Below are 21,211 nucleotides of genomic sequence, written 5' to 3'. Positions count from 1 at the left end.
ACGCAAGCCATTTTAATTGTTTTGCATAAACTTTCGACAAATCCCTAAAGGGTATTTATGGCTAACCTAGAAATACTTGTTAGTGAATTGCCAACACTGATTCAGAGTCTAAAGCTGACTATTGGCGATTCTAATGAAATCATCGAACAAATGATCCCGATCAATAATGCTCAGGAAAAACTACGGAATATTAAAAAATTAATCGCTCAGGAATTGAGATTTGAGAGCGTCAAAAATTCTGCGATCGTTACACTTCCGCGATTAATTACAGAAGCTACTTTATTTATACCTAATCTAGGATTGGTAGATCCAGCGATCGCAGGAAAATTTGGCAACTCAGAAACTAAAATTTCCTTGACTGATTTACAATTAAAAATTGATGATTGGATTGAATGGGGTTATTTTTTGCAAGCAATAGTGGCTGATATTCTCAGTGATATTCAATTAGTAAATCAACTAAATTCTGATATTACTCATCTCAGTATATCCAATGAATTTACAACACTTAATGAAAGTTTAAAAATTAAATTAGACTTTGGTAAATCTCATATTTTACAACATCAAATTCAGATAATTGACGATTGTAAAAAACAATTACTCCAGCTAAAACAAAAAATAAACTATGTTTTTAATACTATTAAAAGTAGTTGCAATTTATTAAACATTTTATTAGGTGTATCAGCTTTTTATGGTAAATCTGGTTTCGCTTTAGAGTGGTTAGATGATGACCACGAACTAATCATATCAAGTGAGGGAAAATTTCAAGAGTTAACAGATATTCTCAATGATTGTGATTTTTTTCAAGAACAAATTGCTACTTTAATCATTGAGAGTGACACTTTAAGTCAACAGGCAGAACAATCCCTGAAAAAGATTGAACAGGAAAGTAGTCAAGAAGCAATTAGTAGCCAGAAAGTAGAAAGAGTACCAAAGTTTTCAACACCCAAAATAGTATATTCAGCTTTGATTATCGCCTCAAGTTTATTAATCTTAACTTTTGGTGGCTGGAAACTTAGAGAACACAGTCTAAGTTTAACTCAAAAAGGAAGTGCGATCGCCGTAGATGATAGTGGAGCGATCGCTAAGTTAAAATCTGCTCAAAAACTTGCTATGGAAGCTGCTTCTCTAGTTCAAAAGCCACCGCATCCCCTAAAAGTCTGGGAACAAGCAGAGACTAAATGGTATCAGGCAATAATTTTGTTAGATAGCATTCCTAATCAAACATCAGTTTATCAACTGGCAAAGAATAAATTAGCTTACTATCAAATTAACTATAAATCTATCAGTCAAAGAGTGCTAATTGAAAAGAAAGCCTTAGCAAACTTAGAATCAGCCCACAAGCTAGCAACAGAAGCTAATTTATTTATCCAAAGTTCGCCTCATTCACTACTAATTAGGCAGCAAGCACAAGATAAATTACAGCAAGCAATTAACTTATTAGAAGCTATTCCAGAGAGTACATCTGTCTCTATACAAGCTAAAGAGATGCTTCCTATTTATAAAAATAACTATGCAGATAATAATAAAATATAGCAGTCCAAAACCATTTGTGAAAAATTAAATAAGATTGCTATATAGCGGTTATCTATAGCAATCCTAAATAAGTCGTGAAAATCTCTAATTCCTCTCTCTGCGTTCTCTGCGCCTCTGCGGTTAATTTATTTTCCAAATGATTTAAGACTACTATAATATTCTACGGATAACTTATTGCATCATTGCTTTCTTTGCTATAGCAATCTATATATTGAGAATTAATCCACCCCTCCCTTCCGACAATTCTGTTGTTTGAACTATTAGTAACACGCACGTTAACCCAAGGTGTTGGGCGACCTTGAAGTGATACAACGTCAGGCTTAAGTAATGTGATATTGTTGCCATTGTCTAAACCTGCTGTTGGCTTTCCGCCAGCTGTGGCACGCAAAGCTAATTGCCCTGATTGCAATCCAGTTACTTCGCAGAGTGCGGGTTTAACCTGAGCTACATTGCTACTACATTTTAGGCTGCTACTACGCATCCAACCTTCTAAGCCTTTTTGTTTAGGACTATTTGCATCAATAACGCTAATGTAAATCCAGTTTTCAATACCTTTCGCTAGTACTTTTAACTTTGCGTCTTCGTATATATTAATTGCACCTCCATCTTCAAATTCTCCTTGCGGTTTTCTTAGATATAACAGAAGTGCTTCATCATATCCTAGTTTCTTGGCTTGACAAGTTACTTGTTTCTTAGCACTTTTGGGAGTTGCAGCGCTTGCTATTGGTAACAAATTCAGAGTACAAACCCATAGATAAAATATAGCAAAAGAAATGTGAGGTATAGGTTCAAAAAAACTTGTCATTTTTGAATAAATACGAATGTTTTTCCTACCTTATCCGTAATAAATTTCATCGTCTAGGATAATTTTACTTACCTTTACAAACCTATACGTTAAAAAATAAAGAGGTAAATCGTCATCTTTGGACGCTTCACCTCTCAACAACAGATAATTACAACTAACAATTACAACTTAGAACGGTCAGTCAAAATCTCATAACCAGTTTCCGTTACCAAAACTGTATGCTCAAATTGAGCCGACAAAGAATTATCCATAGTGACTGCTGTCCAACGGTCAGATAATGTCCGCGTGTGTCTAGAACCCGCATTTAAAATTGGCTCAATTGCCAGCGTCATTCCCGCCCGGAGTTTAACATTTGGCATCTCACGAGTACGATAGTTGAATACTGAAGGTTCTTCATGCAGGTTACGACCGACACCGTGTCCAGTGAATTCTTCGACTATACTAAAACCGTTAGATTTCACATGATCTTCAATTGCTCCAGCTAAGTCAAGAAGATATACACCAGCCTTAACTTGTTCAATGCCTTTATATAAAGCTTCTTCTGCTATGCGAATTAATTTAGCAGCTTCTTGCGTCACTTCTCCAACAGCAATTGAAATGCAAGAATCACCATGAAAACCTTGGTAATAAGCGCCCGTATCTACTTTTAATACATCCCCAACGCGAATCACTTTCTTGGGGCTAGGAATGCCATGTACTGCTTCATTATTAATGCTGGAGCAAATAGAACCTGGAAAACCGTGATATCCTTTAAAACTTGGTGTTGCACCCATTTCGCGGATACGTTTTTCTGCATAAGTATCCAAATCAGCCGTGGTCATTCCTGGCTTTACTAACTCGGCAATTTCTTTTAAGACAGTTGCGACAATTGCCGATGATTGCCGCATAATTTCAATTTCACGCAGCGATTTAATTTCAATTCCTCGGCGCTGTTTTTTCGCTGGTGCTGGTTGAGTAGCTTGAGAAAGTAAGTTACTGAAAATGTTCATGGGAAATTAATAATTACTGGTGGCTTTGACGCTGAAGTATGAATGCTTTCTCTAGATTAATTGAGAAATAATATCTATAATTTAACACTATGGGAGTTAGTACAGTTTGGTCTAAAATTGTGATGAATTGAGGGTTGAAATTTAAACGCATAGGTACGCAGAGAATTTAATTTTTGATGGCAATCTCTCCAGTCATACCTGCTTCTGTATGTCCCGGTATTGTACAACGTAAGCCATAAGTACCAGATTTCAGGGGGACAAATACCCATTCGGCTTCACCACCGGGTTTGAGTTCCAGTTCGTGAATGGCTCCTTTGATTTCTACTTTCTCTACTTGGACTTTTTGTGTCCAGATGCCATCGGTAAAATCTTTAGCGGTAAAATAGTGCTTCAGTTGGCTGGGATTATTAAGCTGTAGTTGATAGCGTTTACCAACCTCAAATTCCAAATGATTTGGCTCAAACTTGAGTTCGTTAGCTGAATTACCCAAGCTAATTGTAATTTCTATAGCTGGTTGCTTGAGCAAATCACCAGACAAATTCGCCGCCATTGCTGGAGTAGCAGCGATGAAATTTAGAGCTAGGAGTAACGTTAATATCACGTAGTTACGCCGTAATATTTGTAGCCAAGCAGGTATTGGGAAAGTAAGGGATTTAATTACAATTTCGTAAAAACAGTTATAAATTTTCATCACTAATTCTCAAAAGGCAATGCTGATGAGCAGGAATAATTGATAGGTTGCGGGAAAAACCACTTTACCTATTCTTTATATTATCCATGCCAGTGGCTTATCTCTACCTAATACTTTTCTGCTATATAAATACTAGACAAGTCTAGACATTTACTTCTTACTTCAATGGGAGCATGGGAGCGGTTATCCCTCGGTAAGCTTTCACGCTTTAGCCAAACGTGATAAATTAATCGCGGCATTTAAATCTCTATCCATCGAGTGACCGCAATTTTTACAATTGTAGGTTCTTTCTTTAAGTGGCATATCTTGAACATGACCACAATTTGAACAGGTTTTGCTTGACGGGAACCAACGACTAGCAATGATTATTTCACAACCAAACTTTTTAGCTTTATATTCCAACTGCCTTTTGAACTCATGAAAACTGCAATCAGCAATTACTTGTGCTAATTTATGATTGGACAACAGCCCAGAAACGTTTAAATCTTCTACTACTATTTTTGCGTGGTTTTTGCATAAGAAAGTAGTGATTTGATTGATCGTATCCTTCCTGAGATTAGCTACCCTAGCATAGGCATATTGAGTTATTTTCTGACAAATACCAGTTTCTTTAATCCATGTAAACTCAGGTTTGACGTGGTTGTTAAAGAACTTTTTAAGGATGTATTTGTTAGGCTTTAATCCATCTTTATAAAGATTATTCCAAGTCGCTAAACCCCAGTTATAAGTAAACCTCGCAATACCTGCGTGTTTACTCATCATTGTTTCTTGTTTTCTACTTAGTTTTAACTTTGTCTTAATGGATAAAAGCATTGTTCGACCTCAACACTCTGGTAACACAGATGGGCCAGCAGTAACAACTACGATTTTATCTGGGTGGAGTAACTCACGAGCCGCTTGATTAACTTGGCTAAGGGTGACTTGCTGGATTTTATCAGTGAACGAGTGCAATTCTCTTTTATCTAGTCCGTACACCTGATTCATCAGAATTCTATCTGTTAATTCCTCTGGGTTTGCTAGGGAAACGTTGTAGTTGCTGATGAGAGTGCGTTTTGCTGTTTCTACTTCTAGTGCAGTTACACCTTGTTGATGGATTTGCTGTAGAATTTGGCGGGTGCTAGCGATCGCTTTACTGCTATCTTCAGGACTAGTTTGCATTTCTATCAAAAATGTACCCGCATTCTTCCCAGCTTGGAAGGAGCTATAAATTCCATAGCTCAAACCTTGGCGATCGCGCACTTCTGCACCTAGTCTACTAGATAAGGTATCTCCTCCCAATATCTGGTTCAATACTAAGGCTGCATGAAACCGAGGATCGTAACGGTTAATGCCTGTATAACCCATATATGTTACAGCTTGGGTTTTATCTGGTAAAACTGGGTTGATACTGACTATTTTCTGTGGTAGAGACACCGGAGGATATTTTAATGTGGGTGCTTGGCCGCTAACTTCCCAGTCTCCAAACTTATTTTTAATCAGCGATCGCACTTTGTCTAGATCAAAATCTCCCACCAGCGCTAGCACTGTCGTATCTGGACGATAATGTTTAGCTTTGAAATCAATCGCATCCTGGCGCTGAATCTGCTGTATACTCTCCTCTGTAGGAAAAGTATGTAAGGGATGTTTTTTCGGGTAAATTGACTGAACAAATACCCTTCTGGCTACTTCTGATGGCTCATCTAATTCCTGTTGCAAATCAGTTAAAGTTTGTTGGCGATGCAGTTCCAATTCTTTGACTGGAAAGTTACTATTTTTAACCACATCTGCCAATATCTCTAGGAGTATCGGCAAATCATCTGCTAAACTATCACCTTCGATATGCACACCTTCGCGGTAGGTTTGAAAGTCTAGACTTGCTCCTCGTTCTCCTAAGACTTTAGCAATAGTTAAAACATCCTTGCTCTTAGTGCCATTTAGCAAATTATCTGCCACAAAAGCAGCTAATCCAGCTTGATTATCTGGATCGAATTCCGTCCCAGCTTGAATATAACCGCTCAAGGTGACAGTGGGAGTACTCCTGTCGGTTAACAGTAATATCCGCAGTCCGTTGGTAAATTTAAATTCATCTGGTAAGAGTTGGGCAATTGCATCTATAGCCAAATCTACAGACGGTAAGTATTTCACCACCTCAGAAAAAAGCACAGGTGCGCCAGGAGAAAAATTTTCTGTAGTTTGGGCTGAGTCTGGTTTATCAGCAACTTCTGTTATCCGCTTCTCGGTTGGTTCAAAAAAGCCGACTGTCCGCGCTTCTTTTGTCAGATATTTTTTAATTACAGCTACAATATCTGTCGGCTTCACCAGACGAACAGCTGCTAAATAGCGGTCTGTGTAGCGATAATCACCAACAGTTGTCTCATCAGTGCCCAATCGCATCGCTTGAGAGGTGATATCACGGTTACTCAAAATTACATCTGCTGCTAACTGAGTTTTGGCTTGTTCAACTTCCTCAGAAGTTACACCTTTTTCTGCTACATTAGCGATCGCGCTACTCAACATTGAGTCAATTTTTTTCAAATCTTGTTTAGCTCCAGCCGTTACCAACACCTCATACCAGCCAGATTCTCGCAAACTAGTAACGGATGCTGTAACTTCACTAGCTAAACCTGATTCCACCAATGCCTGATAAAGTCTAGAATTCCGTCCCTCTGTCAAGATGTAATCCATCACATCCAGCGCCGGGACATCCGGTTGATTTGCATCCGGTAGCGGATACACAACTTGTAACAGCCGCCCTGCTCCCGGTTCTCGCAATACTATGGGAGTGCTGAGTGCTGGGTGTTGAGTGCTGAGTGATGGAGATGAGGGAGAAACTCCAGCCTCCTGCCCCCTGCCCTCTGCCTCCTGCCTCGGTAATTTGCCAAACACCTCTTTAATTGTTTCGAGAGTGTTTGCAGCTTGAAAATCTCCAACAATCACTAAGACGGCATTATCGGGAGTATAAAAATTGCGGTAATATTTTTCTACCTGCTCAACTTCAAACTTCTCGACATCAGCTTTAGTACCACCTACAGGCAACCCGTAAGCATGATTGGGAAACACCGCTTGCATGACGGCGCGGTTGAGGCGATATTCTGGACTATTTTCGTAACCCTGCAACTCCGAAATTACTACCCGCTTCTCACTCGCTAATTGCTCTGGCTCAATCTGGCAATTTTGCATTCTGTCTGCTTCCAGCATCAAGAGCGCTTTCAGCTTGTTTCGTTCCACAGTACCGTAATATGCAGTTTGGTCATAGCTGGTAAAAGCATTAGAATCACTACCTAAAGCACTAAACAAACGTCCAAATTGAATTGGACGATTTAAAGTGCCTTTAAACATCATGTGTTCCAACTGGTGGGCAATGCCATTTACACCCGCTTCTTCGTTACGTGAGCCAACCTTGTACCACACCTGCACCGTCACCACTGGCGCAGTATGTACTTCCTTTGTCAGGACAGTTAGACCATTCTCCAGCACTGTCTTACGGACATTTTCTGTCAGTGTTGAGGACATTATTGTTTTTGTTAGCAAGGTTGACTGATATTTTTCTTTGTTAGATATAACTGAATGTTGGCTATGAGCAGGTCGATCGCTTAACAAAAAAACTGCTACTAGCCATAAACTTAAAAGTAATAACGGCAAGGGATATTTATAAAATTTGGAATAAAATTTGGAAAATGCATACATGTATTTAGCAAATATACCTGTAAATTAAGTTACATAATTATTTTCGTGAGTGACTACACTTCAATCTGGTAAAAAAATCTGTGACTTCGGTAACAATATAGAAAAACAATATATTAGCAATAAAGGTCATAAAAAAGCTAAATTATGGGAGTTTTGCTAAAACCCGAATGAATTCTAGAGGTAAACCATCAGTATCGGCGATAAAAGCCACTTCGTAAATGCGATCGCCTATTTGCTGTTGTGTCGGTTCTAAAAGCACCTTCAACGGTTGTAATTCTTCGGTTTGACTCTCAGCAGCTAGTAATGCACGTTCTTGTAAATTTGTCAACCAACTAGGTAAATCTGGTGTAATTTCAGTTAAATCGAACGAGAGATGATAATATCCCACATAATGTTCATCAGCAAAGGCATCTGGGGCTGGTTTTGGTTCGGGAATTTGGATAAGTTCAATTCTGCCGCCCAATCCTTCCATCCAGCAAGCTAGGGTGTAGCCTGTGGTAAAACGTTCTGAAATTGTAAACCCTAAAAGTTCGTAGAAAGCGATCGCTCGATGAATATTCGCAGTCCGAATAGAAACGTGGTGCATATTAGTCCTTAGTCCTTAGTCCTTAGTCATTTGTCCTTGGTTATTCACTAATGACAAATGACTAATGACAAATGACCATTACTCAAACAACCTGAAATAAGGGTAGCGTACAGGGACACCAGGCTCTTTTTCCAAGTCGAAATTAATCACTTCCCAACAGTCATCTTCTGAAGTATCGGGGCTAAACTCCACGGGTAAGCCATATAAACGCGCAGCCGTAGCTTCTGGTTGTCCAGCACGCCAAGGTGTGCTGCGTTCTAAATAGCCACTCATCAACTCCTGATAGCGTCGGGCAATAACCACTCGTGTTGCTCGAAAGCCTTGGGTATAGAGCTTATCTAATGCTTCGTGAATTTCAAAGCGAATACCATCAGGATGAGTGTGTTGTCTATACCATTCATTATTCCACCTCCGCCAATGACGGCCCGATTGCAAATGGATTAACTCTCCATTTTTAGGATTAGCCTCAAACGCGCCATGACGAGGACACAAATAGGTATCTGTTAGTGTCAGCGCCGGAATAGTCTGGCGACAATGGGGACACTGTATTTCCGGCCCAAACATCGGGTACTGCAAACCTGGATTCATCATGAAGTGCGTACAAACATAATTTTGTCATCACCAGCACTACTGGGTTGGATTATACACTTCGGCTCAACCACTTTGAGTTACTTGCTCACTGCTGCATAGACACGGTGTTGCGGCAGGAACATTGTTCGCTAGTGTTTTCCTCAGCGTAGAGGCTTGACACTGTGATATCCTGGTTGTGCAACCAGCCTCGAAGGTTGGTGTTTCTCCAGTGTTCCTGGGTACAATATTCATATTCTATCGTGTCTACCGCTTCTTACTGGACATCTCCTGATTTTTCTCAAGCTGCCTTCATTGCGAGCAATGCTGTTGTTATGGGTTCGGTAAATATAGCAACAGGAGCGAGCATTTGGTATGGAGCAGTGGTTAGGGGAGATGTAGAACTGATTGAAATTGGCGAATGCACAAATATTCAGGATGGTGCAATTTTACATGGTGATGCTGGTTTTCCAACAATCTTAGAAGATCATGTTACCGTAGGGCATCGCGCTGTCATACATTCTGCTTACATTGAGCGGGGAAGTTTGATTGGCATTGGCGCAGTGATTTTAGATGGGGTACGAGTGGGCGCTGGTAGTATTATTGGTGCTGGCGCAGTCGTAACTAAAAATGTACCGCCTTTATCCCTAGTTGTCGGTATTCCTGGTAAAGTATTACGCCAAGTAACAGATATTGAAGCCGCAGAACTGATTGAACACGCTAAACGTTACCAAAAGTTAGCTTTAGTTCATGCTGGTAAAGGTACTGATATTGGTTTTAGCAAGTCTTAGGGAGTTGGGAGTGGGGAGTAAGGGAGCAAGGAAGAAATAATTAATGCTCAATTCCCAATGCCCAATGCCCCATAATTTAAACATTCTTTACATTTCGATTTGGAAAAATTGCCCACTTCAGCTAAAAATAAAAATGAGAGCAGTTGACAAAACTTTAATTTCTACTTAAGAGAGGGGTTCTTAGATATGGATATCGATTTCCGTATAGCGATCGTTTTAGCACCAGTTGCCATTGCTGCTAGCTGGGCAGTGTTTAATATTGGCGCTGCGGCCTTAAGACAAATTCAAGGCTTTTTGGATAGAGAAGCTTAAATTAGGCTCAATATCATCATTTTTTACCCGACTGTTTCTCTTCACAGAGGCAGTCGTTTTTATTCATATCAATTAATGAGACATGGAGCGTTAGGAGTGCTGAGTTAAGAGTTATACTAATTCGCTATAAAGATGCACTTAGTATTTATTAAACGAACCGCCAAGTACGCCAAGTACGCCAAGAAAGAAGTAGTAATTATTAAGTGCAAGCTTACAGAGAATTGGTATTAGGAGTTAGGAGTTTTATTTATCTCCTTGTCTCCCTTGTCTCCCTTGTCTCCCTTGTCTCCCTTGTCTCCCTTGTCTCCCTCATCCCACACACCCTTCCTTGAATATCGATTCTGTAATACAACCCCTGCAACGCTTTGGTGTCCATCTGGGACTCGATCGCATTGTCAATCTATTGGCAAATCTTGGCAATCCCCATTACCAAGTCCCGATAATTCATGTTGCTGGCACTAATGGCAAAGGTTCAGTCTGTGCCTATCTTTCCTCGGTACTCACTGAGGCTGGTTATCGGACAGGACGTTACACTTCCCCCCATTTAGTTGATTGGACAGAACGTATTTGCCTGAATGAACAGCCAATTTCCTCTGAGGAATTGAGCCAATTATTCCAAAAAGTCCAAACAGCTATTCATCCTGATGACGAGCCGCCAACTCAGTTTGAAGTAATTACGGCGGCTGCTTGGTTATATTTTGCCCAGCAACAAGTTGATATAGCTGTGGTAGAAGTCGGACTAGGAGGGCGCTTAGATGCAACCAATGTCTGTTTGGAACCGCTAGTTACGCTCATTACTTCTATTAGCCGCGAACACTGGCAGCAACTAGGCCCTACTGTTGCTGATATTGCTAGAGAAAAAGCAGGTATTCTCAAACCTGGATGTGCCGTTGTGGTTGGGACATTGCCACCAGAGGCAGAGAAAGTAGTGCGATCGCGTGCTTTAGAATTACAATGCCCACTTTTTACACCCCAACCCTCCCGTCAAATCGCTACAGGATGGGCAGAGTATATATATGAAGCAGAGGGGCAGAGGGGCAGAGGGGCAGAGGGGGAAATTAAAGAATCAGCCCATCACTCTATTAAATATCCATTGCCGTTAGCGGGACAGATTCAGTTAACTAATTCAGCTTTGGCTTTAGCAGCTTTAGAAATTCTCCAACAACAGGGTTGGCAGATTTCAGAAGAAGCCATAATTCACGGCATAGCAAAAACTAAATGGCCGGGGCGGATGCAATGGACTACTTGGAAAAACCATAAATTATTACTTGATGGCGCTCATAATACCGCCGCCGCCCAAGTTCTCCGCCAGTATGTTGATAGCTTAGACGCAGTTAACCACAAGCCTGTCAATTGGGTGATGGGAATGTTTGCCGATAAGGATCATACTGATATTTTTACCGCATTACTGCGACCAGGCGATCGCCTTTATTTAGTGCCGATACCAGTAGAACCCTGGCCAGGTAGAACTTCCGCCGATTTACAGGAATTATCAAACCTAGCTTACAACCTCTGCCCCGAATTAAGCGATCGCCAAATCCATCCAGATTTATTCACAGCACTAGAAGCCGCAACCTCAACCACCACCACAGAAGATTTAATCGTTTTGTGCGGTTCCCTTTATTTAGTAGGCGACTTTTTAGCAAACACCAAATATAATTCGTAAATCATAATTACGAATTACGAATTACGAATTTATCTATCTATTGTTCCACTCCTGCGCCGCATCCTCAACAGCTTTATCTACAGTCTTCTCTCCTAACATTGCTGCTTGCAAGTTCTCGTAAACAGCCTTTTGCAGTTTATTGAAATCCTTCAAGGTAGGGGTTAATATTTCTGCCTTTGGGAGTTCTTTAGCACTCATAACTCGCGCTTTTTCTATTGTTGAAGCATTAGCTGGAACATCTTTAAAGTAACTATCAGACAATGCTTTGATTGTAGAAGGTAGGACATTTGCAGCTTTAGCAAAGGCTAACTGATTTTCGTCATTGGTGACAAATAAAGCAAACTTCACAGCGCCATCTGGTTGTTTGCTATCGCGGGGAATAACTATATTCATCACCGCGACATTCTTCTTACCTGTGTCACCAGTGAGTTGAGGTGCTATTCCCGAAGCTTGAGCAATTTTTGGGGCATTATTTGCGATCGTTTTCAGGAACTCTGGCCCAGAAGCTAAAAAGGCAGTCTCTCCAGATTGGTATAAATCGATCGCGTGGCGATGTCCTTGGGTTAAAACCTCTTTCGGAAGCAACCCTTTTTTATACAAGTCTACCCAATACTGAAACGCGGCTTTACCTTGTGCTGAATTAAACGCCGCTTTACCCTCAGTATCTATTAAGGTGACTCCCATTTGGACGAAAGATTCCAGCACTTCACCGGAATCTTGCGGTACGAAAGTTACAAAAAAGGCATATTTACCCGTCTTATCTTTAATTTGTTGTGCGGCTTGTGCCAATTCTGCGTAGGTTGCAGGGACTTTATTGATACCTGCCTGTTTTAATAAATCAGTGTTATAAATGGTTAACCGTGTGGTGAGATACCAGGGAATCCCAAAACTCTTACCATTTAGTATGCTTGCTTTCCAGATATTCGGCAGATAGGAGGAACGTACATCATTCGGGACTTTCGCATCTAAATCTAACCAGGCATTTCGTCCGGCAAGTTGAGAAGCAAAACCCGGATTCAAGTTAACTACATCAGGTGGCGTTTTTGCGGAGACAGCTGTTAATATTTTGTTCTCCATTGCCGCCCAAGGTACATCGACCCAGTTAATCTTTATACCTGGATTTTGCGATTCAAAGTTCGCAATTAGGCTTTTGAAGTAGTCGGTAAATTGAGGTTGGAGTTGCATTGTCCAAAACTCAACAGTTCCCACTCCTGAAGCCGCTTGTTTTGTACTTGTATTAACATTACCTGTGCTGCAACTTACAATCCAACTGGTTAATAAGCCAAGCAGTACCAAAGCAACAAGTTGTTTAAATTTTCGCAATTGAATCATTTTCCCAGTATTTTTACGCTTGATCAGTGTGAAAAGCTTAGACACAATTGTTGAGATTATAGGCTAAATAAATTACCCGTAAAGACGTAATATATAACGCCTTTACTGCAACAAATTTAAATTTTCAATTTAGCAGTCCAGCGGGCAAAACTGTGGTAAAAAGCTTCAATAGTCTGTTTGGCAAATCGAAAAAAGGGGTAGGCATTGAACTTGCTCCCGAACGGGTGAATGTAGTTCAGCTACGCAAGCAGGGTCAAGGCTTGAAATTAGAAATCTATACATCGGTAGCAGTTCCAGAAGGGATAGTTACCGATGGTCAAATCAGCGACCCTCCAGCAATGGCGCAATTAATCCAGCAAGCGCTAGCTGAGAGCAAAATCAAAACTTCTCGCGTTGCTACTGGTGTCCCCGGACGAGATTCTATCGTTCGGATTATACCAGTGCCAGCAGAGTTAGATGATAAAGAACTGCGAGAAATGGTGCTGAACCATGAAGCAGGTTTATATTTACCCTATCCTCGTGAAGAGGCTGATGTAGATTATCAGAAACTTGGGTATTTTGTAGATGAAGATGGTATTGAAAAAGTACACGTACTCCTAGTTGCCACCCGTAAGGAGATAACGGATACCTATATAAGTACATTCGAGCAAGCAGGATTACAAATTGATGTTTTAGAAATTAACAGTTTTGCTCTGATTCGGACTATTCGTGAACAACTGCGACAATTTGGGCCGCAAGAAGCAGCAGTACTAGTTGATATCGAGTTCGACAGTACAGAAATCGCCATCATCGTTAACGGAGTACCGCAATTTTCGCGCACAGTCCCAATTGGGACTTATCAAATGCAAACTGCCTTAGCAAGGGCAATGAGCTTACCTACATCACGAGATATGGAAATGTTACACGGAATGGTTATTCCCGCAACTCCCATAGACGGCGGTAAAACTGGCGTTACCGAAATCGATCCTGGCATGGCTGCCATATTGAGAGTCTTAGGAGAACTAACGGATGAACTGCGCCGTTCCATCGATTTTTACTTGAATCAAAGTGAAAATTTGGAGGTAGCGCAGATTTTATTAGCTGGGCCAGGAGGTGGACTCCAACAGCTAGATGAATTCTTTACCCAACGATTGAGTTTGCCAACTTCCCAAATAGATCCAATCGGGTCTTTATCTTTGGAAGTGGACACTGATAAATATCCACAAGTACAACGCTCTGGTTTGGCGATCGTACTCGGTCTAGGAATGCGGGAGGTGTAATAAAATGTACAGCCTAGATGTTAACTTTCTTAAAGACCGCCCAGCATACCAGAAAAAGCCAGAGAGAAAAGGAGGAATAGGCCTAAAATTTCCTACGGGAGATTTGACACTAGTGTATGTGGGAGTTGCAGTAGGTATTGGTCTTCCTGCTTTATTGGGGGTTGCTTGGTGGTTGTTGCAAGGGAAGATTGTTGAATTAGATGGTCAAATAGCACAACTAGACCAAGAAAGCAAGAGATTAGATACAGAAATAGGAAATCTCAACAAAATTAAAGGCGAGACGAACGCAGTTAAAGGCGAAACCCAAGCTTTAGTAACTGTATTTGACCAGATTCGTCCTTGGTCAGCAATGTTGCAAGATTTGCGCGATCGCATCCCAACGACAGTGCAAATCGAGAGCATCAGGCAAATCCCACCCGTTGCAGTAGCGGCAGGTCAGCCACCAAATAATCCCGCAGGGGGATTAGAAATTAACGGATTGGCTCGTTCTTTTAATGATGTCAATGATTTCTTATTGAGTTTACAACAGTCTCAGTTTTTGAAGTCCACAGAAACCAGAATTCTGACAGCAGCGTTAGTAGATGCTCCCTTAACGCCAGGTGTGGGTCAATCTTCTAATGATGTAATAATTAAACCACCCCAAGTAGTTAAATACACTATTCAATCGAGTATGAACGACGTTCCAGCGTCGGAATTAATCAGGGAGTTGGAAAAAAAAGGCACAGTGGGGTTAGTGACTCGAATTCGTAATATGCAACAAACAGGAGTCATTTCAAAATGACGCTGAGTGATGATTTAAATTTTGCCGAACAAGGTGGGGAATTCGATCAGGCAGCGCCAGCCTCACCGGTGTTATTTGGTATTGCCTTCACACCAAAAATTATTGGGATTTTAGTGGGGGTGATTGGTTTAGCGGGAGCAGGTTATATATTGTTAAATCTGCTGATGCCAGCTTGGGAAAGTTATCAGCAGCAGCAAGCCAAAAATTCCGAACTGCAAGCGCAAATTGAACAAAAAAAAGCCAATATCAAACAGATTGACAAAGTAAAAGAGGAACTAGCACAGGCAAAGCAGCAAAAAGTTCAGGTTTTAAGTTTATTTGCTAACGAAAAAACCTTAGATACATTGCTGTTGGATTTAAACCGCTTAATTGAGTCTGGCAATACTTCAACTTCTATGAATGGAGTCAGAGCCAAACTGAAGAGATATGTGCCGATTTCTCAAAAACCAGAACCGATTACCGATGGAAGTCTAGGACTACAGGTTAACGGCAAGCTGCAACGCAGTACTGTCAGTGCCGACATTACAGCAACTTATGAACAAACACAATCTATAATTCGTAACATTGAGCGGTTACAGCCTTTGTTAATAGTTAAAGATTATCAAGCAACCTTGGCTCCAGCAGAGTCAAGATCCCCATTAGATAAAACGCCGATGCAGGTTGGCCCAGCAGCGATTAATACATCATTCCAGTTACAGGTATTGATGCCACTTAGTCCAGAACAAATAGCAGCAGCAGCAGCTTTAGCAGCTCCGAAAAAGTAGTCAAATTAGGGCTAGGAAAAATAGAATTCGCAGCGACACAAACGTGGGTAGTCTGCTGCCGCAAACTAAGAAAAAATTGAAAGTTTGAAACCCACGGAGGTGGGTAAAGTCTCGTGTAGAGCCAGTGCGTTGAGTGGGCAATGCCCGACTTGTATTACTGCGGGAAAGCAAGCTACGCGCACGTCTCGCCCTGGGAGAAACAACAGGCATGAGGTTTCTAAACACTCAAAATTAATTGTTGGTAAACAAGGTTTTATAAGGTGAGGAATGAACTGTGAAACAGCTTCACGGTAATAGTTTTATTTTAGGTACTGCCGCTTTTGTATTTTTGGCAGCTCAACCAGTCTTGGCCCAAATGAGTCAAGTTACTGATGTCAAACTAAATCCAGTTAATGGTGGAATTAACGTTGCTTTGAAAACTTCTTCTGGGTCACGCCCCCAAGTTTTCACTACAAAAAGAGGCAAGGCTTTAGTCGCTGATATTATCAACACTCAATTACGATTACCACAAGGCAATGGTTTTCGTCAAGATAACCCAGCCCCAGGAATTGCCTCTGTTGAGGTTAGTCAGCTTGATGCTAATAGTATTCGGGTCACGGTAACTGGCAGCAACAATACACCAGGCAGTCAACCCGTGATGCGATCGCCAAATGGAATTACACTCAGCTTTAGCCCATCGTCAGGCACTATAGTGTCAGTACCAACGGCAACAGCCCAAACTTTCACAGCACCGCCTGTTACGACTCCAGCCCAACCTGGTCAAAAACCAAGCGTTCTCGTTCCCAACCCGCAAGTCACCATTGACGGACAACCTGCACAAGCTGCTGGCCCAGGTCAACCTCTAAGTCAGGCTCCACCGTTCTTACCTAGAGCAGTCGCCCCACCAGTGGGAGATATTGCCATCTCCAATACCGATGCTTCTCCTAGTACACTAGACTTGGGAACTCAGGAACGTGTTCCTCGTCTAGTTCTGCGAGATGCGCCAGTGCGTGAGGTTTTGTCACTGCTTGCCCGCGCGGCTAATTTGAACCTGGCTTATATCGGAGGTGAACAAGGTGCTGCTAATGCACCAGCAGTTTCTCAAACAATCTCGTTAGATATAGAAAACGAGCCAGTGCAAGATGTGTTTAACTACGTCTTACGCCTGAGTGGTTTGGAAGCTAACCGCAGTAATCGCACGGTTTTTGTTGGGCCTAAACTACCTAATTCGACTCGTGACATGATTATGCGTAGCCTGCGACTCAATCAGGTAACAGTGGGAGTCGCCCTGAATTTTTTGGTTGGCTTAGGCGCAGAAAGTGCCGTCAGCCGAGAACGACAAGTTACCAGTGTTAATGCTGTGCCTGTTGGGGCTGGAGCTGCGCCTATCACCCAAACTCAGACGACTACAGAAACCAGAGTTGAAACTCAACGGGTTACTTTTACAGACTCTAACCCATTACTTAGAGGTTTACAGGCATTAGGGGATGAGCGTACTAATTCTCTAACTTTGATTGGCCCTCCCAGGCTAGTTGAAATGGCAATGGCTCAATTAACTCAGCTTGATATCCGCCGTCGTCAAGTAGTAGTCAATGTCAAGATTATTGATGTTAACCTGTTGAACACCCAAGACCAGAACACTAGCTTTTCTTTTGGGGTTGGCAACAATTACTTTACAAATGATGGCGGTGCAGCATCTCTGAATTTTGGCGGTTCGAGACCAGCTACAAGAGCTGAAGCATCAACTAGTGTGACTAGTACACCTGTCATTCCGAATCCCATTACGGGAACGCCTTTCGTTAACCCCAACACAAACGTAGCTATTCCAGGAACTACCCCAGGTACAACTGTAGTAGACGCGAATGGCAATCTCTTTAGAGTTCAAAATTCAGGAGCTGGCGTATTTTATCAACCTGTTGCGCCTACTGGCAACCCCCTACAACCAGGTTTTTCTAGTATCACCCCAGCAACCGATAACATCATTACAAGGAACGCCGATGGCACATCCAGTATTGTACCAGGTACTCTTGGTTCAGCTGTTGCATCTTTGCCAAGTTTATTACAGTTCCCTAAACGTCTTCTCGCTAGCTTGCAGGCTCAAGTCCAAAATGGCAATGCCAAGATTTTGACAGACCCGACCTTAATTGTGCAAGAAGGTCAAACCGCTAATGTCAACCTGACTCAGGAAGTGGTAGGTAATATTAAAAGGGAAATCGTTCGCGATGCGAATATTGCTACAGAAACGATTTCAGCGGAAAAAGACCGAGTAGGTTTAACCTTAGCTGTCAAAATTGAGCGGATTGACGATAACGGTTTTGTCTCTCTATCGGTGGCTCCTGTTGTCAAAGCACCCCAAGCTCCAGCTACCATCAATGTTGGAGGAGGTGGTAGCCAACAAATATTCTTGGTATCTGAGCGCTCTCTTAATTCTGGCTCGATTCGCCTGCGAGATGGTCAAACACTAATTCTTTCAGGCATCATTCAAGATGCAGACCGGACAACTGTCTCTAAGATTCCTATTTTGGGTGATCTTCCGCTGATTGGTTCGCTGTTTAGAAATACAAACAGACAGAATCAGCGCAATGAGGTGATTGTATTGCTTACACCTCAAATCATGGACGACTCTGAGAAGTCCTCCTACGGGTATAACTACACTCCCAGCCCAGAAGTGCGACAAATCCTTGAGCGTCGAGGCTTGAAGGTTCCTGGTAGGTAATAAAGATAATGAGTAGGTGAATCACCTCTACTAAAGGCTTAGATCCCCGACAACTTTTACGGATACAGCTGGCGAATAGGGGGTCTTACCCCCTAATACGGCTTAGAGCAGTAGGTCAGAAGATACAAAAAGTAGAGTAACTTGTGGTATCTGTGTATGACACTGCATGCAAAAAATCAATGGGAAATACCAGAACAAACAGCACAAATAGCATGTGCGTCATTCCCAAAAGGGAATATGTACATGAAAATGTACGATGAATAAAGAGTGTTATATGTTATATGCAGATAGAGAGTTTACCGTCCTATTCCCAGCCAGATGAGGACAATCAGCAATGTCTCCAGGGAAACTGGCATTAATTACAGTCATGCAATTTGCCTTTATGGTTAACAGATAGACAAGCGGCAGATGCAGTAAGGAGTCGAATAGATTGGAAATATGCACTTGGTTTAGAGCTAACAGATTCAGGATTTGACTGTAGTGTATTGAGCGAATTTCGCAGTAGATTATACGAGTAGAATTCAGCGAATAAGTTGTTAGGTTTAATGCTGTTCATCATCAACTAGCTCTCAAAGACCTGTTACCCCTGAAGCATTATGTAGATGCTGCTAACGTCGTCATCAACAACAAAAGAATCCACAGCAAAATAAAACTACAAGTCTATCAATTTGTTTTATGTTTTTATGTAATAACAGCTTTTTAAGAGGGGCTAGGGGGGATCAAGAGGTGCTGAAAATCACAGCTAACGACTTTTCAAACAACCTCTTAGCTCGACTTTATCCAAAATTAATACCAATTCAATTAATGATTGCAACACATCCTTGGGTAAAGACGCGATGAATCGCGTCTCTACAAATGTCGCATTCTTTTTTCAAATTGGTATCTGATGCCAGCAAAAATTGATTTAACTCTTATTTGAAGTTTTTATTCTCTCCAGAAGCACGAAGCAATTCAGCTACAAAAGCAACGATCGCAGATACAGAAATTAACATTACACTCAAAGCATTAATATCTGGCTTGACTCCAGTTCTAATGCGGCTAAAAATTTCCATTGGTAGGGTGTTAGAACCGCTACCAGCAGTAAAACTGGCAATGAGAAAGTCATCTAAGCTGAGGACAAAAGCTAAGAGACAACCAGCGACAATCCCAGGCATTAATTGAGGTAACAATACTTTGATGAATGCTTGCGTTGGTGTCGCGCCTAAATCTAGTGCTGCTTCTTCTAAGTGGGGATCTAAATTAGTCAGTCGGGAAGCAACTACAAGTCCGACGTAAGCCAGACAAAATACTATATGTGCTGCAACTATCGTCCACAAACTCAAAGGTATGGCAAAGGCTGCTAGACAGACTAGGGTAGCCACTGCGATCGCAATATCAGGAATAATCAATGGTAGGTAAGCAATACCGCGATACAATTTTTTACCAGGAAATTCGTAACGCGCCAACCCAACCGCCATCAAGGTTCCCAACACTGCGGAAACTGCCACGGCACAACCAGCAACGATCATACTGTTTTGCAAAGCTGATAAAATGCGATCGTCACTGAACAACTTGCGATACCAATCGAGAGTGAATCCTTGCCAAGTTGCACTGTAGGGCGACTGATTGAAGCTATAAAAGCCAAGTACCAGTATGGGCAGGTACATGAACACAAACATCAGCACTGAGAAAACCGCTTGCCATGAGACACGCGGTTTTTTGAGAGATGGAGAGATATTCACGTTTATATGTGATTTTTATTTATTATAGGAATACAAAATATCATATTTTGTGTAATAAGTCAATATTTCGAGTCATCAAAAATCTGCGCGCTGCTGGCGTTTTTTACTCACGTCGAACTCACGTTAATTCAGCCACATTCTTCAAACAGAGAATCGTCCCAATAATCTCCTCCGGGCAACCAAAGTCTTGCTTCGGCACTTCCTGGAGCTACGCTTTTATTCCCTACATAAGATTCGAGATAAAATTCCTGCCTTTCTGTTTCAGACAAACCAATATTGAGAAGTAATTCAGCAAAGCGCGTTGCTCCCGATGGTGTTCCGAAGCCACGTATAACAGAACGAGTCTTCCAGTCTTCCTCAGTTATACAACAGTCGTCTTCATCTGTTAACAATAGTTCTGGCAGATCCCAATCAGAGACTTGCAAGTTATGAAGAGGATGAAGACGTTGTTGAACTTCAGGCCAATATTTAAAAGCAAAAGGTTTTGCATAAAATCCCCCTGTAAGTGTGTCAATGTCAAGATTTTGGGACTCCACAATAATCTTCTTTATATCGCTCTCTTTGTGAGTGAGTAGGAGTTCAACCTTACCTACATTTGAAGAAAATATACATCCTAGAATCAAAAGACTCAACTGGCGATAGGTTTCTTTATGGGCAAAAAACAAAAGTTGATCAATCTGGTGCCAAGAGCCATACTGATGCACGCCTTTTTTGACTACTAATCTACCAGTAGAGATAAGTTGCTGTGGACAAGGTAAAGAGTTCTCCGTGACAATGAACGGAGAACTATCTGACGTGGTAGGCAAGCTAAAAGCTAGCTTGCCAAAAAATTTCTGTAGTTTGTCCATTCACCATACTTGCTAACGTATCGAACAAAATTCTGTTCGATAAAAATTGCTATTATGATTTAAAATTACCCTATTTTACGAAAATCGACCCTTTGGGCGGCTACAGGCTATCCTTTAGAGTAGGGAAAGCCGCCCAAAGAGTGTCTACGCACTTTATTCTTTAATTAACATTTTAAAATCAGATGAGTGACAGGCAGTAATAGAG

Annotated in this window: 18 protein-coding genes and 1 pseudogene; 9 read left to right on the top strand and 10 right to left on the bottom strand. The window is 41.5% G+C overall.

All coding sequences use genetic code 11. The features are described 5' to 3' along the window. Positions 1-57: 57 nt before the first annotated feature. Positions 58-1,533, top strand: coding sequence for a hypothetical protein (locus HWQ37_RS12230; RefSeq protein WP_292747531.1), 1,476 nt, complete (start codon positions 58-60; stop codon positions 1,531-1,533). Between the two features lie 160 nt (positions 1,534-1,693). Here the strand turns inward: HWQ37_RS12230 and HWQ37_RS12225 are convergent, their stop codons facing one another. The 7 genes from HWQ37_RS12225 to HWQ37_RS12195 form a co-directional block, all read right to left on the bottom strand. Further along, positions 1,694-2,338 carry a hypothetical protein gene (locus tag HWQ37_RS12225; RefSeq protein WP_292747528.1) on the bottom strand — a complete coding sequence of 215 codons (645 nt, stop codon included), beginning with the start codon at positions 2,336-2,338 and terminating at the stop codon, positions 1,694-1,696. A 161-nt stretch (positions 2,339-2,499) separates the two neighbouring features. After that, positions 2,500-3,327, bottom strand: coding sequence for a type I methionyl aminopeptidase (gene map, locus HWQ37_RS12220; protein ID WP_292747525.1), 828 nt, complete (start codon positions 3,325-3,327; stop codon positions 2,500-2,502). A gap of 166 nt (positions 3,328-3,493) precedes the next feature. Beyond that, the gene (locus HWQ37_RS12215; RefSeq protein WP_292747522.1) at positions 3,494-4,018 is read right to left on the bottom strand and encodes a plastocyanin/azurin family copper-binding protein; all 525 of its coding nucleotides are present in this window, start codon (positions 4,016-4,018) and stop codon (positions 3,494-3,496) included. 201 nt (positions 4,019-4,219) lie between these two features. After that, the gene (locus HWQ37_RS12210) at positions 4,220-4,831 is read right to left on the bottom strand and encodes an RNA-guided endonuclease TnpB family protein (protein WP_292747519.1); all 612 of its coding nucleotides are present in this window, start codon (positions 4,829-4,831) and stop codon (positions 4,220-4,222) included. Positions 4,832-4,840: 9 nt separating this feature from the next. Continuing rightward, positions 4,841-7,684 (bottom strand): M16 family metallopeptidase, encoded by a 2,844-nt coding sequence (locus HWQ37_RS12205; RefSeq protein WP_292747516.1) that lies wholly within the window; start codon positions 7,682-7,684, stop codon positions 4,841-4,843. A 142-nt stretch (positions 7,685-7,826) separates the two neighbouring features. After that, on the bottom strand, positions 7,827-8,270 hold the full coding sequence (locus HWQ37_RS12200; RefSeq protein ID WP_292747514.1) for a VOC family protein: 444 nt from the start codon (positions 8,268-8,270) through the stop codon (positions 7,827-7,829). A 78-nt stretch (positions 8,271-8,348) separates the two neighbouring features. After that, positions 8,349-8,858, bottom strand: coding sequence for a TIGR02652 family protein (locus HWQ37_RS12195; RefSeq protein ID WP_465249693.1), 510 nt, complete (start codon positions 8,856-8,858; stop codon positions 8,349-8,351). Between the two features lie 242 nt (positions 8,859-9,100). Here HWQ37_RS12195 and HWQ37_RS12190 point away from each other — a divergent pair, with 242 nt between their 5' ends. The 3 genes from HWQ37_RS12190 (at position 9,101) to HWQ37_RS12180 (ending at position 11,606) form a co-directional block, all read left to right on the top strand. Further along, positions 9,101-9,628, top strand: a complete 528-nt coding sequence (locus tag HWQ37_RS12190; RefSeq protein WP_292747508.1) for a gamma carbonic anhydrase family protein — start codon at positions 9,101-9,103, stop codon at positions 9,626-9,628. Positions 9,629-9,814: 186 nt separating this feature from the next. Continuing rightward, a complete protein-coding gene (locus HWQ37_RS12185) occupies positions 9,815-9,940 on the top strand; it encodes a photosystem II protein Y (protein ID WP_292747505.1) in 126 nt (41 codons plus the stop codon). Positions 9,941-10,268: 328 nt separating this feature from the next. After that, the gene (locus HWQ37_RS12180) at positions 10,269-11,606 is read left to right on the top strand and encodes a bifunctional folylpolyglutamate synthase/dihydrofolate synthase (protein WP_292747503.1); all 1,338 of its coding nucleotides are present in this window, start codon (positions 10,269-10,271) and stop codon (positions 11,604-11,606) included. A 33-nt stretch (positions 11,607-11,639) separates the two neighbouring features. Here HWQ37_RS12180 and HWQ37_RS12175 read toward each other — a convergent pair whose 3' ends face one another. After that, on the bottom strand, positions 11,640-12,938 hold the full coding sequence (locus tag HWQ37_RS12175) for an ABC transporter substrate-binding protein (protein WP_292747571.1): 1,299 nt from the start codon (positions 12,936-12,938) through the stop codon (positions 11,640-11,642). 152 nt (positions 12,939-13,090) lie between these two features. Here HWQ37_RS12175 and pilM point away from each other — a divergent pair, with 152 nt between their 5' ends. From pilM to HWQ37_RS12150, 5 genes and pseudogenes are all read left to right on the top strand, one after another. Further along, positions 13,091-14,197, top strand: a complete 1,107-nt coding sequence (gene pilM, locus HWQ37_RS12170) for a type IV pilus assembly protein PilM (protein WP_292747501.1) — start codon at positions 13,091-13,093, stop codon at positions 14,195-14,197. A gap of 4 nt (positions 14,198-14,201) precedes the next feature. Next, positions 14,202-14,978, top strand: coding sequence for a PilN domain-containing protein (locus HWQ37_RS12165; RefSeq protein WP_292747499.1), 777 nt, complete (start codon positions 14,202-14,204; stop codon positions 14,976-14,978). Next, entirely contained in the window at positions 14,975-15,742 is a 768-nt protein-coding gene (locus HWQ37_RS12160) for a pilus assembly protein PilO (RefSeq protein ID WP_292747497.1), read from the top strand. The genes HWQ37_RS12165 and HWQ37_RS12160 overlap by 4 nt, the downstream gene beginning before the upstream one ends. 274 nt (positions 15,743-16,016) lie before the next feature. Continuing rightward, complete coding sequence (locus HWQ37_RS12155; RefSeq protein WP_292747493.1) at positions 16,017-18,437, top strand: AMIN domain-containing protein; 2,421 nt, start codon at positions 16,017-16,019, stop codon at positions 18,435-18,437. A gap of 156 nt (positions 18,438-18,593) precedes the next feature. Next, a pseudogene (locus tag HWQ37_RS12150) lies at positions 18,594-18,946 on the top strand (transposase); the annotation flags it as partial. A 402-nt stretch (positions 18,947-19,348) separates the two neighbouring features. Here the strand turns inward: HWQ37_RS12150 and HWQ37_RS12145 are convergent. Both HWQ37_RS12145 and HWQ37_RS12140 read right to left on the bottom strand, forming a co-directional pair. Continuing rightward, positions 19,349-20,158, bottom strand: coding sequence for an ABC transporter permease (locus HWQ37_RS12145; RefSeq protein ID WP_363318108.1), 810 nt, complete (start codon positions 20,156-20,158; stop codon positions 19,349-19,351). Between the two features lie 128 nt (positions 20,159-20,286). Beyond that, positions 20,287-21,006 carry a hypothetical protein gene (locus tag HWQ37_RS12140; protein ID WP_292747491.1) on the bottom strand — a complete coding sequence of 240 codons (720 nt, stop codon included), beginning with the start codon at positions 21,004-21,006 and terminating at the stop codon, positions 20,287-20,289. Between the last annotated feature and the right edge of the window lie 205 nt (positions 21,007-21,211).

Origin of the sequence: Nostoc sp. NMS4, assembly GCF_017115095.1 — a bacterium.
Classification (GTDB): domain Bacteria; phylum Cyanobacteriota; class Cyanobacteriia; order Cyanobacteriales; family Nostocaceae; genus Nostoc.
Note: the sequence above shows the minus strand (reverse complement) of the source record. Positions and strands in the feature narration are given on the sequence as shown.